This is a genomic window from Rhizobium sp. SVR5-2C (genome assembly GCF_056755115.1).
Genome location: NZ_JBNDHT010000178.1, coordinates 1 through 11,412, shown reverse-complemented (window position 1 = coordinate 11,412; position 11,412 = coordinate 1). Strand labels below are relative to the sequence as shown.

Annotated in this window: 12 protein-coding genes; 6 read left to right on the top strand and 6 right to left on the bottom strand. The window is 60.5% G+C overall.

From position 1 onward, the window contains the following. Together ACPYOI_RS32040 and ACPYOI_RS32035 are read left to right on the top strand one after the other, a co-directional pair. On the top strand, positions 1-853 hold an 853-nt coding region (locus ACPYOI_RS32040), incomplete at its 5' end, for a bifunctional transcriptional activator/DNA repair enzyme AdaA (RefSeq protein ID WP_481423872.1). Then, positions 850-1,623, top strand: a complete 774-nt coding sequence (locus ACPYOI_RS32035; protein WP_481416008.1) for an isocitrate lyase/PEP mutase family protein — start codon at positions 850-852, stop codon at positions 1,621-1,623. The genes ACPYOI_RS32040 and ACPYOI_RS32035, both read left to right, overlap by 4 nt. A gap of 58 nt (positions 1,624-1,681) precedes the next feature. Here the strand turns inward: ACPYOI_RS32035 and argB are convergent, their stop codons facing one another. Continuing rightward, entirely contained in the window at positions 1,682-2,569 is an 888-nt protein-coding gene (argB, locus tag ACPYOI_RS32030) for an acetylglutamate kinase (protein ID WP_168828144.1), read from the bottom strand. Positions 2,570-2,713: 144 nt separating this feature from the next. Between argB and ACPYOI_RS32025 the strand changes: the two genes are divergently transcribed. The 3 genes from ACPYOI_RS32025 (at position 2,714) to ACPYOI_RS32015 (ending at position 4,631) form a co-directional block, all read left to right on the top strand. Then, complete coding sequence (locus ACPYOI_RS32025; RefSeq protein WP_481416007.1) at positions 2,714-3,253, top strand: sigma-70 family RNA polymerase sigma factor; 540 nt, start codon at positions 2,714-2,716, stop codon at positions 3,251-3,253. Beyond that, positions 3,250-3,969 carry an anti-sigma factor gene (locus ACPYOI_RS32020; RefSeq protein WP_481416006.1) on the top strand — a complete coding sequence of 240 codons (720 nt, stop codon included), beginning with the start codon at positions 3,250-3,252 and terminating at the stop codon, positions 3,967-3,969. The genes ACPYOI_RS32025 and ACPYOI_RS32020 overlap by 4 nt, the downstream gene beginning before the upstream one ends. 107 nt (positions 3,970-4,076) lie before the next feature. After that, positions 4,077-4,631, top strand: coding sequence for a fasciclin domain-containing protein (locus ACPYOI_RS32015; RefSeq protein WP_481416005.1), 555 nt, complete (start codon positions 4,077-4,079; stop codon positions 4,629-4,631). A gap of 47 nt (positions 4,632-4,678) precedes the next feature. On the opposite strand, the gene yihA is transcribed toward ACPYOI_RS32015, so the two are convergent. The 5 genes from yihA to rpmH all read right to left on the bottom strand — a co-directional run bounded on the left by yihA (position 4,679) and on the right by rpmH (position 8,759). After that, positions 4,679-5,344, bottom strand: a complete 666-nt coding sequence (yihA, locus tag ACPYOI_RS32010) for a ribosome biogenesis GTP-binding protein YihA/YsxC (RefSeq protein ID WP_481416004.1) — start codon at positions 5,342-5,344, stop codon at positions 4,679-4,681. Between the two features lie 31 nt (positions 5,345-5,375). Next, positions 5,376-6,278 (bottom strand): DMT family transporter, encoded by a 903-nt coding sequence (locus ACPYOI_RS32005; protein ID WP_481416027.1) that lies wholly within the window; start codon positions 6,276-6,278, stop codon positions 5,376-5,378. A gap of 139 nt (positions 6,279-6,417) precedes the next feature. Then, positions 6,418-8,205 carry a membrane protein insertase YidC gene (gene yidC, locus ACPYOI_RS32000; protein ID WP_481423871.1) on the bottom strand — a complete coding sequence of 596 codons (1,788 nt, stop codon included), beginning with the start codon at positions 8,203-8,205 and terminating at the stop codon, positions 6,418-6,420. Beyond that, a complete protein-coding gene (gene rnpA / locus ACPYOI_RS31995; protein WP_481416002.1) occupies positions 8,205-8,603 on the bottom strand; it encodes a ribonuclease P protein component in 399 nt (132 codons plus the stop codon). The genes yidC and rnpA overlap by 1 nt, the downstream gene beginning before the upstream one ends. Positions 8,604-8,624: 21 nt before the next feature. Further along, positions 8,625-8,759 carry a 50S ribosomal protein L34 gene (rpmH, locus tag ACPYOI_RS31990; protein ID WP_168828152.1) on the bottom strand — a complete coding sequence of 45 codons (135 nt, stop codon included), beginning with the start codon at positions 8,757-8,759 and terminating at the stop codon, positions 8,625-8,627. Positions 8,760-9,213: 454 nt separating this feature from the next. Here rpmH and ACPYOI_RS31985 point away from each other — a divergent pair, with 454 nt between their 5' ends. Beyond that, complete coding sequence (locus tag ACPYOI_RS31985) at positions 9,214-11,214, top strand: methyl-accepting chemotaxis protein (protein WP_481416001.1); 2,001 nt, start codon at positions 9,214-9,216, stop codon at positions 11,212-11,214. The last annotated feature ends 198 nt before the right edge of the window (positions 11,215-11,412 follow it).

Below are 11,412 nucleotides of genomic sequence, written 5' to 3'. Positions count from 1 at the left end.
GGCCGGGCGCGAACCGATCGTCGATGAGCTCTTGAAATCCCTCGACCGCGAGCCGATGGCGCGGTGGACGGAGGAGGATCTCATCCGCCTCGGCTACGACCCCTCGACGGTGCGCCGCGCCTTCAAGCGGTCGCTCGGCATGACCTTCCTCGACATCGCCCGCTACCGGCGGCTGGGGCTGGCGGCCAAGCAGCTGGCGGAAGGTGCTCGTGTGATCGATGCCCAGCTGGAGGCCGGGTATGAATCCGCCAGCAGTTTTCGCGCCGCCTTCCAGCGCATGATCGGCACGGCACCGGTGATGGCGCAGCACCGCGAACTGCTCTTCGCCGACTGGTTCGACACGCCGCTCGGACAGATGGTGGCCGTCGCCGACCGCACGCATCTGCATCTCCTGGAATTCCACGACCGCAAGGCGCTGCCGAAGGAGCTTGAGGATCTGCAGCGCAAGACGCGCTCGACCGTCGCCGCGGGGAGAACGCCGGCGATCGACCGGATCGAGGCTGAGCTCAAGGCCTATTTCGAGGGCCGGTCGATGGGATTTGAAACGCCGCTGGCGCTCGGCTTCGGCACGGCTTTCGAGCGGGAGATCTGGTCGCGCCTCATGCGCATCCCGCCGGGCGAGACGCGCGCCTATGGCGATATCGCCCGCGACATGGAAAATCCGCAGATCGTGCGCGCAGTCGGCCGAGCCAACGGCGCCAACCAGATCGCGATCGTCATTCCCTGCCACCGGCTGATCGGCGCCGACGGCTCGCTGACCGGCTATGGCGGCGGGCTCTGGCGCAAGCAGTGGCTCCTGAAACACGAAGCGAAGATGCGGGCGCAACTGCCCGCCATGGAGGAGGCATCATGAACCAGGCGGAAAAGGCGAAGGCGTTCGGGGCGCTGCACCGGAAGGGCGATCCTGTCATCCTCTACAACATCTGGGATGCAGGAACGGCGAAGGCCGTGACGGATGCCGGAGCAAAGGCGCTTGCGACCGGCAGTTGGTCGGTTGCCGCGGCCCAGGGCTATGCCGACGGCGAGAAGATCCCGCTGGAAGCCCTTGTTGCAACGGTGCGCTCGATCACCGCCGTCTGCGACCTGCCTCTCTCGGTTGATTTTGAAGGCGCCTACTCGACCGAGCCCCCGGGAGCCGCCGCCAACGTCGCCAAGCTGATTGAAGTCGGTGCCGTCGGCATCAATTTCGAAGATCAGGTGGTTGGCGGCAACGGGTTGCATCCGGTCGAGAATCAGGCGGTCCGCATCCGCGCCATTCGCGAGATGGCTGAGGGAAGGGGTATCCCGTTCTTCATTAACGCCCGCACCGATCTCTTCCTGCGCGAAGGCGACCAGTCGAGGCATGCGGGATTGGTGGACGAAGCAATCGAGCGCGGCAGGGCTTACGCTGCAGCCGGTGCGAGTGGCTTCTTCGTGCCGTGGCTTATTGATCCAGCGTTGATCGAGAAGATTTGCGGCGCGTCAACCCTACCCGTCAACATCATGATGAGACCGGGCGCGCCGGATGTGAGGACGCTCGCAAGGCTTGGCGTCAGCCGCGTCAGCTATGGACCGGGGCCCTATCGGGCGATGATGGAAAAGCTGAAAGAGGCGGCCGCGGCGGTCTATGCCGCCGCGAGCTAAAGCAATTCGAGGAAAAGTGTAAAGCAGTTTTCCGTCCGGAATTGCGTAAAGCAAAGGCTCAAGGCACGATCAGCGTACCCGCACCATGCTCGGTGAAGATTTCGAGCAGCACGGAATGGGCGGTCTTGCCGTTCAGGATGACGACGCCCTGGACGCCCGCCTTGATCGCTTCGATGCAGGTTTCCACCTTCGGAATCATGCCGCCGGAAATCGTGCCGTCGGCGATCAGCCCACGCGCTTCGGAGACGGACAGCTCCTTGATCAGGTTGCCCTGCTTGTCGAGCACGCCCGGCACGTCTGTGAGGAAGAGCAGGCGTGTAGCGTGCAGCGCGCCGGCGATGGCGCCAGCGAAGGTGTCGGCGTTGATGTTATAGGTCGCGCCGTCGCGGCCGGGAGCGACCGGGGCGATCACCGGGATCATCTCTGAACGGGCGAGCAGATCGAGGAGGGTGCGGTCGACTTCGACCACCTCGCCGACGAAGCCGAGATCGAGCACGCGTTCGATGTTGGAATCCGGATCCTTGACAACCTTGCGCGCCTTTTCGGCAAAGACCATGTTGCCGTCCTTGCCGCAAAGGCCGATCGCCCATTCGCCGGTCTGGTTGATAAGAGCCACGATTTCCTTGTTGATCGAACCGGCAAGGACCATTTCGACGATTTCAACCGTCTTGGCGTCCGTCACCCGAAGGCCGCCCTCGAACTTGGATTCGATGCCCATCTTCGTCAGCATCGCGCCGATCTGCGGACCGCCGCCGTGGACGACGATCGGGTTCACGCCGGATTGTTTCAAAAGGGCGATATCGCTGGCAAAAGCCTTGCCGAGCTCGGGATTGCCCATGGCATGGCCACCATATTTTACGACGATGGTCTTGTTCTCGTAACGCTGCATGAAAGGCAGCGCCTGTGCGAGAAGGCGTGCTTGGGTTTCGCTTTCGGACTGACTCATGGCATACCCCGCAGAATGGATCGCGGCCTTTTATCTCAAGTTTTTGACAGAGGGAATAATGCGCTCCGTATTAGTTGCTATCCCCTTGTCAATTTGAACAGCGCACCTTTATTTAGAACAGTGTAAAGTAGATGGACTGCGGGTATGACGAGCGATGGAATCGGAGAACTGATTGCTCGCGTGGCCATGGCTGACCGGAAGGCTTTCAGGGACCTCTACAACGAGACGAGCCCGAAACTCTTCTCAATATGTCTGCGTATCTTGCAGGATCGCGTGGAAGCCGAGGAAGCATTGCAGGAGGTCTATGTAAAGGTCTGGCAGCGCTCCAAGGGGTTCGTTGCCGGTCAAGGCGCTCCGTCTTCCTGGCTTGCGTCGATCGCCCGCAACCAGGCGATCGACACCCTGAGGGCGCGAAAGCCAGTCGCCGACGAGTTGGACACTGAGTATGACCTTCCCGATTCCGGCCTCGACCCCGAAAAGCAGGCCGTCCTATCAGATGAAGGAAGGCGGATTGACACCTGCATGGAAGAGTTGGAAGCTGATCGGGCGGCAGCGGTGAGGAAGGCTTATGTTGAAGGGCTGAGCTACCAGGAGCTGGCCGATCAGTTTGGCGTTCCCCTGAATACGATGCGCACATGGCTGCGACGCAGCCTTTTGAAACTGAGAGAGTGCATGGAGCGATGACAACGCCGGATCAAAGCAAGGGAGGCCGCTCCCGCGACGAGGTGCTCGCCGGCGAGTACGTGCTTGGTGTTCTCTCCTATCAGGATCGCAGGGTCGTTGAAGAGCGGATGCGCAGGGATCGGCAGTTTGCCGCGATTGTCAGCCGATGGGAAACGAACCTTTCAGCTTTCGCCGACGAATATGAAGTGGCCGCAAGTCCGGGCCGCGAAACGTATAAGCAGATCGAGGCGCGGCTCTTCGGCGAATCAGAGCGGTCCTTCTCGCGCGGGCTTTGGAATTCCGCTGCCTTTTGGCGCTCGTTGACGTTCGCTTCGCTGGTCGTCGCGGTTGGCGCCATTATTTTTGCTTCCGGCACCGTTCAGCCGCCGAAGCGGCCGGCGCCGCTGATTGCCGAATTGTCGTCCGCCGACAACGGCAAGGTCAATCTGCTTGCTTCCTTTGACAACCAAAGCGGCCTCTTGAGCATCGTCCCTGTTGCTGCCGGCGGGGCTGACAAGAAGTCCTTGGAGCTCTGGTTGGTGCCGGGAAGCGGCACTCCAAAGTCGCTCGGAGTTTTCCCGCCGGGTGAAAACGGCGAGCTTGCCATTCCCCCTAATCAGCGCGGCGATATCGCCGAGGGCGCAACGCTTGCTATCAGTCTTGAACCTTTTGGCGGTTCGCCGACTGGAGCACCGACTGGACCGGTTATCGCCAGCGGCACCACGCACCGCCGCTAACCAACATCGTCTTCCCTGAAACTCTTTCTTGATCGTTTCGTACATCTCGATGTCCGGGAGGGGCGAGGCATTCCGCACGACCGGCACCGGACGCAAGGAGAACGATCATGATGAAATCAGCTTTGCGCACCACCGCGCTTGCCGCCATGTCTGCAATCGCCTTCACCGCGCAGGCCGCCACCCCCATGGTGGGCGGCGCTCCCATGTATCCAACCAAGAACATCATCGAAAATGCTGTCAACTCAAAGGATCACACGACCCTGGTTGCGGCGGTCAAGGCCGGCGGGCTCGTTGGCACGCTCGAAGGCAAAGGCCCCTTCACCGTTTTCGCTCCGACGAACGAAGCCTTCGCGGCCCTGCCGAAGGGCACGGTCGAGGCGCTGCTGAAGCCAGAAAACAAGAATAAGCTCGTCAAAGTGCTGACCTGCCACGTCGTCGCTGCTGACGCGATGTCGAAGACCGTCGAGAAGATGATCAAGGACGATGGCGGCGAACACGACATCAAGACGATTGGCGGCTGCGTGCTGAGGGCCAAGGAAAGCAAGGGCTGGATCACGCTGACCGACGAAAACGGCGGAACAGCACATGTGACGATTGCCGACGTCAAGCAGTCGAACGGCGTCATCCACGTGATCGACAAGGTGCTTCTGCCGAAGATGTAATTATTTGCAGTCAGAAGCCGGAGAGGCGTCCTTTCGGGCGCCTCTTTTCATTTCCAGTTCGGGATCCCGACCGTTTCGGCAATGGTCTGGCGCAACTCGTCCAGCCCGTCGCTCTTCTCCGAAGAGGTCGCGACGACAAACGGATAGGCTGCCGGACGCTTCTTGATCTTCTCCGCGGTTTCCGCGAGCAGTTTGATAACCGCGGGGGGCTTGATCTTGTCGGTCTTGGTCAAAACGATCTGGTAGGAAACGGCAGCCTTGTCGAGAAGCGTCAGAACCTCCTCGTCGTTCTTCTTGATGCCGTGGCGGCTGTCGATCAGGACATAGACGCGCTTCAGCGTTGCGCGGCCGCGCAGATAATCGAACACGAGCTTCGTCCAGGTATCGACCTGATCTTTTGGCGCCTGAGCGTATCCGTAGCCGGGCATGTCGACGAGCGCCATCGGCGGCAGGTCGCTGCCTTCGCCGGAGTAGCCCTCAGGTACGAAATAGTTCAGCTCCTGAGTCCGGCCGGGCGTGTTCGAGGTGCGCGCCAAGCCCTTGTGCCCGACGAGCGCGTTGATGAGCGACGACTTGCCGACATTCGATCGCCCGGCAAATGCGACCTCGAGCGGTCCTTCCGGCGGCAGGAATTTCATGGAAGGCACGCCGCGGATGAAGATCCACGGCCGCCCGAAGAGTGGTTTTTCGTCTGCTGCTGTCGGTCCGGTCATATTTCTGGCTTCGGGGTTTTGGCCGCGAAAGTCAAGCGCGCCGCTGTCGCCAGAGCTCGACGCCGAGGTAGCCGAGCAGGGCGGTAAGGACAATGACGCCGCCAACTACCGTCCGTGCGCCGGGCACCTCGCCATGAATAACGGCGACCCACAGCGGGCCGAGCACGGTCTCGGCGGTGCCGAGCAGGGCGGCAAGTGCCGAGGGAATAAGGCGCGCGCCTGTGACGAACAACGCAAGGCCAAGGCCGAAATTGAGCGCACCGAAGACGATGAGGATGCCAAGTTCGCTTGCTGTCACGGCAAGACCGGAGGCCTGGCTTGCCGCCGTGCCGCCTGCAATAACGGCGCCGAGAAAGGCGGCGGGCGTCATGCGCACATGGGCGAAGCGGCGGGTGATGATGGTCGCGGTGGCAAAGGCAAAGGCGATCAGGATAGCAAGCGCATCGCCGATCATCGAGATACTGCCGCCGAGCGATGCCGAGACCATGATGGCTACGCCCCCGAGCACCGCCGCGATGGCGAGCCAGGTATGGGCGGCGATCCTCTCGCGGAAGAACAGCCATGCCATCAGCGCCGCGATCAGTGGCACGCTGGCCTGGCTGAGCACGACATTGGCGACGGTCGTGTAGGCGAGTGCGAGGATGAAGGAAGTGGAGGCCGTGGCAAAACAGACGCCGACTGCAACGCCAGCAAGTCCCATGCCCTTGAAGAGCTGCGTCGTGCCGCGCGGCCCGTCGCGCACGAGCATGAAGCCAAGCAGGAAGAGGGCGCCGAAGAACGACCGCCAGAAGACGACCGTCCAGCCGTCGTTCAAATGGAGGAAGCGGGCGATCGCGCCGCCGAAGCTCCAGAAGAAGGCAGAGCCAAAGACAAGCGCGGCACCGATACGCTCGCCCGCTGGCGCAATGCCCGCAGCCACTGCCGTCGTCGTCAGCTTGTCGCCCATGTTGCGCCCCTCCCTTTGTCGGTCAATTTAACGGCCAAGCGCGCTGGCCGCAAACGACGCAAACGGCATGCCCGTCGTCGGCAGCACCGGCGGCAATAAAAAAGCCCCGCCGAAGCGGGGCTTTTACTCATTTCGATGGAGCCGGTTTTCGCCTGAAGAGGCCTTTCAGATTGTCGAAGAGCTCGATCTTCACGCCGTGCCGCTTCATGATGACTGACTGCTGGATGACCGAAAGCGTGTTGTTCCAGGCCCAGTAGATGACGAGACCGGCCGGGAAGCTTGCCAGCATGAAGGTGAAGACCAGCGGCATCCAGGTGAAGATCATGGCCTGCGTGGGATCGGGCGGCGTCGGATTCATACGCATCTGCACGAACATCGTCACACCCATGATCAGCGGCCATACGCCGAGATGCAGGAAGGTGGGCGCGTCGAAGGGAAGTAGGCCGAACAGGTTGACGATCGTGGTTGGGTCCGGGGCTGAAAGGTCCCTGATCCAGCCGAAGAACGGTGCATGGCGCATTTCGATGGTGATGTAGATCACCTTGTAGAGCGAGAAGAAGATCGGGATCTGCAGCGCGATCGGCCAGCAGCCGGCGATCGGATTGATCTTCTCTTCCTTGTAGAGCTGCATCGTTGCCTGCTGCAGGCCCATCCGGTCGTCACCGAACTTGGCCTTGAGCTCTTCCATTTTCGGCTGCATGCGCTTCATGTTCGCCATTGAAGCATACTGCTTGCTCGCGAGCGGGAAGAAGAGTGCCTTGACGACGATGGTCGTCAGCAGGATCGCGACGCCGAAATTGCCGAAGTAGCGGAAGAAGAAGTCCATCAGTTTGAACATCGGCTTGGTGATGAAATAGAACCAGCCCCAGTCGATCAGGCGGTCGAAGCGCGGGATCTCGTACTTGGCTTCATAGCCATCGATAACCGGAACCTCCTTGGCGCCCGCAAAGACGAGATTCTTGAGCTCCAGCGACTGGCCCGGCGCAACCGTCACCGCGTTCTGCTTGTAATCGGCCTGGAAGCGCGGCTGGCCATCGGTGAAGTGCGTGAAACGCGCATCGTAGGGTGTTTGCTGCGGTGGGATGATCGTCGCGGCCCAGTACTTGTCGGTGATGCCGAGCCAGCCGCCGGTTGCCGTTTCAGGCGTCACGGCTTCCTTCTCGACCGAAGCGTACTTGCTCTCGATCAGGCTGTCGCCGATCACGCCGATGAAGCCTTCGTGCAGAACGTAGGTCGAAGCGACTGCCGGCTTGTTGTAGCGCGTGACGCGGCCATAGGACGACAGAGCAGCGGGCGCCTGGCCGGCATTGGTGATCTTGTCGGTGACGGTGAACATATAGTGCTCGTCGACCGAGATCGTGCGCGCGAAGGTTATGCCCTTGTCATTGGTGTAGGTCAGCGTGACCGGCGTCTTCTCCGTCAGCTTTGCACCTTCCGGGGCCGTCCAGACAGTCGATGGGCCTGGAACGCTGCCAGTGGCATCGTCGCCGATATAGCCGAGTTCTGCGAAGTAGCCGTCCTTGGTTTCAGACGGGCTGAACAGGCTGATGATCGGGCTGCTCTTGTCGACCGTCTCGTGATAGCCCTTGAGCTTGAGGTCATCGAGCCGGGCGCCGACGAGGTTGATCGAACCTGCAAGTGCTGCAGTGTCGATCGTAACGCGCGGGTTCTTGGCAAGTGCGTCTGCGAGCGAGGCCGGCGCTGCTGCCTGCCCGGTCGGGGCGGCGCCGTTCGTCTGGACGGGCTGAGCGCCTGCGGCTGGCTTTTGCGTCTGCTCTGTGGTCTGCTGCGCCTTCTGAGCTTCCTGCGCCTTGCGCTGAGCTTCGATGCGCGGATTCATGTAAAGAAACTGCCAGCCGAGAACGATCAGCACCGAAAGAGCGATCGCAATGAAATAATTGCGGTTGTTTTGCATCATAGGTTCCTGGCGCGGCCGTCATTCTGCCGCTTGTGTTTCGGCTTGCTTTCGACGCGCGTTTTAATCTCCGCGCTCAATTCCTTGAAGGACGCCGTCAGGCAGTCTCGTCGCGCGACAATGACATAGTCGTGTCCGGGCTGCATTGCAAACCCCGCATGAAGCCGCACCGCTTCTTTGAGACGGCGGCGCATGCGGTTCCGTTCGACCGCGTTTCCATGTTTTTTGGTGACGGTGAAGCCGACGCGGGCTTCGGTGTCGGCTTCTCTTCGGTCGAGAACCTCGAGCAGGAAGAGGCCGCCCTTGCGTTTTTCGCCATTGCGAACAGCAAGAAACTGTGGGCGGCTTTTCAGCCGCCCTACAGTGTTTTTCTTAGTGGTCGTCAATTCGCCCGCCATCTCTTATCGGGCAACTCGGCCTTAAGCCGAAAGGCGCTTGCGGCCCTGGGCGCGGCGAGCCGTGATGACCTTGCGGCCGCCCTTGGTAGCCATGCGCGCACGGAAGCCGTGGCGGCGCTTGCGGACAAGCTTGGATGGTTGGTAAGTACGCTTCATTTATTTAAACACCGCGGAGTGCGGCCCTTCTTGAGTTTGCATATTGCAAGGAGCGTTGTTTTCGAACGGGCGCGGCCGAAGGCCTATTTGACCGAACGTGCGGCGGCTTATACGGATGAAGCTCCGAGAAGTCAATTATAGCCAGGTAACTCACCTGTCAGCTACTTGGCTCCCTGCAAAAAATCGCACTCTGATATTAACGATTGGGCAGAACGCAGCGGAAGGTTGCATTTCGCGCGTTTGTTCTCCGCGATCATCGATCTTAAGTATTTTTCCCGCAAGCCCATGCAATTTTTCGAGGAACGGCTCGCTCGTATCCTCAAAAGAATGGATAATTTTTCGTAGCTCTAAACAATAGTATTCGAAATCTAGCGTTAAGAAATTTAGTCGATCCTCTTGTCTCGGCTGGGAATCTGCTTTCCAGACTCTCATCAGGCTCAGGAGGGGCATTGCGTTGAATATCCGCGGCAAGATCAATTTACTCGTTACCATTATGGCAGGAGTTGCAATCATCATCGGCGCAACCGCCCTCCTTGCGATGAATGAATACAGCAACAAATTCACTGCTTTTAAAAGCGCCTCGCAGCGTGCCTATGCCGGTGAGCGGCTGAACCGCTTCGTGACCGCAACGGTTATGGAATCGCGCGGGATCTACGTGGCGAAAGACACCAAGGATGCCGGCGCCTTCGCCAAAGGTCTGATGGCGGATCTCGATGAGATCGACAATGTCATCACCACATGGGCGCCACTGGTTCCGGGGGACCAGAGGGAAAGCTTTGCAAATCTCGTCGCTCGCGCCAAGGAATTCCGTACCTTCCGCTCGGAAACGGCTCGTCTCGGCACCGAGGTCAGCCCAGACGCCGCGAACGCTCAGGGCAACAATGAAGCAAACCGCGCGAACAGAAAGGCCTTTCAGGCCGACATTGATGCTATCGTAAAGGCCGACAAGGCCGAACTGCAGGCGGTTGATGCGGAGATCGAAGCTTTCCGCAACTCGGTGTTCTGGCTCGTGCTCGCCATTACGGGTATCGGCATATCTGCTGGCCTCGGCATGGGCTTCTACATCGGCGCAAGCCATCTTAGCCGTCCCATCAAGCGCGTAACGACGGCGATCAACGAAGTTGCGAGCGGCAATTTCGACGCCGAAGTGCCCTATGCCGAGCGCAACGACGAAATTGGCCAGATGGCTGCCGCCGTTGCCGTCTTCAAGGAAAACGGCCTCGCCATCAAGCGCTTGAATGCGCAGGAAGCAGCCATGCGCGCCAAGAGCGACGACTTGCAGTCCAGCATGTCTGTCGTGGTTTCGGCCGCCGCCGCCGGCGATTTCAGCTGCCGCATCGAGAAGGACTATGAAGACGAGAACCTCAATCGGTTCGCGGGCAACATCAACTCGCTGCTGTCAAGCGTCGATGCCGGCATCGACGAAACCCGCCGCGTCATCGCAAGCCTTGCCGATGGCGATCTGACGCAGACCATGCGCGGCGAGTTCCAGGGCGCATTCGCCGAGTTGCAGCAGAACGTCAACAATACCTTCGCGACGCTGCAGGCAACGATGCGCGAAGTCCGCGAGACGACCGAGGCGATCAACGGCAACACCAACGAGCTCCGCGTTGCCAGCGACGATCTCTCCCGGCGCACGGAACAGCAGGCGGCCGCCCTCGAGCAGACCTCCGCCGCTCTCGACCAGATCACGGCCGTTGTGCACAATTCGACCGAACGGGCGCAGGAAGCGAGCGTCATGGTTTCCGAAGCGAAGGAAAACGCGGGCAAGTCCGGCGTCGTGGTTCGCAACGCAGTCGACGCCATGGGCCGCATCGAACAGGCTTCGCGCGAAATTAGCCAGATCATCAACGTGATCGATGACATCGCCTTCCAGACCAACCTGCTGGCCTTGAACGCCGGTGTCGAAGCGGCTCGCGCCGGCGAAGCAGGCAAAGGCTTCGCCGTCGTCGCCCAGGAGGTTAGGGAACTCGCGCAGCGATCGGCGACGGCCGCCAAGGACATCAAGGCGCTCATCACCAAGTCCGGCGATGAAGTTCATGTCGGTGTGAAGCTGGTGCAGGCCACAGGCGAGGCGCTTGGAGAGATCGAAAGCCGCGTCATCGCGATCAACGATCACATTCAGTCGATCGCAACCGCGGCCAAGGAACAGTCGACCGGCCTCAAGGAGGTCAATACCGCCATAAACCAGATGGATCAGGTGACGCAGCAAAACGCGGCGATGGTCGAGGAGACCTCTGCAGCGACGCACAAGCTGGCGGCGGAAGCAGACGGTCTCGTGCGCCTTGTCTCGCGCTTCAGGACGTCGAATACGTCTGCCGCAGCGTCCGTCGCTGTTGCACGCCGCGAAGAACACCGCCCGGTCGCCTCGCCGGCCCGCCGGGCAATGAACACGGTCGCGCGTGCCTTCAACGGCAATGCGGCGGTTGCCCAGCAGAACTGGGAAGAGTTCTGAGGCACCCTTCCGTTAGCTTGAAAACGCCGCCTCAGTGCGGCGTTTTCTTTTGTGACGACTTGCCGCTGCTCGCGAAGATTTGAAAGCGGAGTTCCATCGTCTATTATAAGCGTCTCGTTCCAGGCGCTTCGCCGATCGGAAAAGACCATGCCGCTGCAACATCAGGGCGAAAACTCGACTAGCGATAAGACCGCGGAC